Origin of the sequence: Armatimonas sp. (assembly GCF_031410135.1) — a bacterium.
In the GTDB taxonomy this organism is placed as follows: Bacteria; Armatimonadota; Armatimonadia; order Armatimonadales; family Armatimonadaceae; genus Armatimonas.
The window spans coordinates 1-1,592 of the sequence record NZ_JANNYP010000064.1 but is presented as its reverse complement, the minus strand read 5'-3'; the positions used below and the strand labels follow the sequence as shown (position 1 = coordinate 1,592).

Annotated in this window: 1 pseudogene; it reads right to left on the bottom strand. The window is 53.6% G+C overall.

From position 1 onward, the window contains the following. A pseudogene (locus RMO15_RS02315) lies at positions 1 to 1,521 on the bottom strand (glycoside hydrolase family 95 protein); the annotation flags it as partial. Positions 1,522 to 1,592: the final 71 nt, after the last annotated feature.

Below are 1,592 nucleotides of genomic sequence, written 5' to 3'. Positions count from 1 at the left end.
GGTGGCCCACGCCTTGGGCAATGCTGGGAGAAGGTGAATGGAGTCTTCGTGACTTTGTAAAAGCATTTCTGCAATCCCCGCGGTGCCGCCGAAGTTGCCATCGATTTGGAACGGAGGGTGGTTGTCAAAGAGATTTGGGAGCGTGGACTTTGCAAGAAGCTGATGAACATTAGTATGGGCTTTCTCTGCATCCTGTAATCGAGCCCACATGTTGATGATCCAGGCACGACTCCAGCCAGTGTGTCCGCCGCCATGCGAGAGTCGGTACTCAAGCGACTTCTTCGCCGCATCGGCCAAATCTGGACTCTTGAGAACGGAAATTTGATTCCCTGGATGGAGTCCAAACAGGTGTGAAAGGTGCCGGTGCCCGGGCTCGGGTTCGTCGTAGTCTTCGATCCATTCCTGCAATCGCCCGGTCTTCTTGCTCACCTGGAGGGGGGCGAGCTTGGCGAGAGCGGTCGTGAGTTCCGATTTGAACTTAGCATCGAAACCGGGCTTGACCAATTCCATTTCTTCGATCGCCGTGATGCAATTCGTAAAGAGATCGTGGGCGATTTCGAGGTCCATCGTCGCCCCATAGGTGAACTGCGAAGTCGTTCCGTCGGCTTTGCGGAAAGCATTTTCCGGGGAGTGTGAAGGATTCGTCACAAGCTTTCCGGCCACGGGTGAATTCGACGGCGCTTCCACCAAAAAGTCAAGCAAGAACTCCGCCGCGCCTTTCATAAGCGGATAGCCACGGTCGGCTAGGAATTTTCGGTCTCGCGAGAAAAGGAAGTGTTCCCATGGGTGTTGAGCCAACCAGGCCGCACCCACGGGCCAGACTCCCCAAACGCCATCGGCAGGGACGGTGAATCCCCAAACATCGGTGAGATGGTGGACTACCCATCCTCGCGCGCCATACATTTGCTCGGCGGTTTTCGACCCAGACGGTACCAGTCGGGTCATCAAATCGAAGAGAGGAACGTGACATTCACCCAGATTTGCAACCTCGGCATGCCAGTAGTTCATTTGAAGGTTGATATTGGTGTGGTAGTCCGCGTTCCAAGGGGCATTGATATCTTTGTTCCAAAGCCCTTGCAGATTGGCGGGCATGTCTCCTGGCCGGGAGGAGGACATCAACAGGTATCGACCGTATTGAAAGAACAGACTCTCCAATCCGGAGTCTTGTTTTCCAGCTTTGACGGCCAGCAACCTTTTGTCGGTCGGCAACGAGTTGTTGCCCGCACCCAAATCAAGATCGACTCTACGGAAGAGCTTTTGGTGCGAATCAAGGTGTCGTTGACGTACCGTTCGAAGGTTAACCTTGGACAACGTTTTGTCACATGCGGCCATTCGGTCTCGTAGCAAGGGTTCGGCGAAGTTGTTCCAGTTGTAGTTCGTTTTCGACGTGAGAAGCAAGGTCAGCTCCGTTGCCTTCTCAATTTGCAGAACATTCGATGACGTCAAAATCTGACCATCTTTTGTAAAGGCTTGGGCGACAAGATCATACTTAACCCCTTCCTTACCCGCCTGCCCGAACATGTGCAGCTTGTTCCCGGGGTGCGTGACGGTCTTGAAATTCTCTGGCCTTGTGAGCCCAATTCGCACAGAAA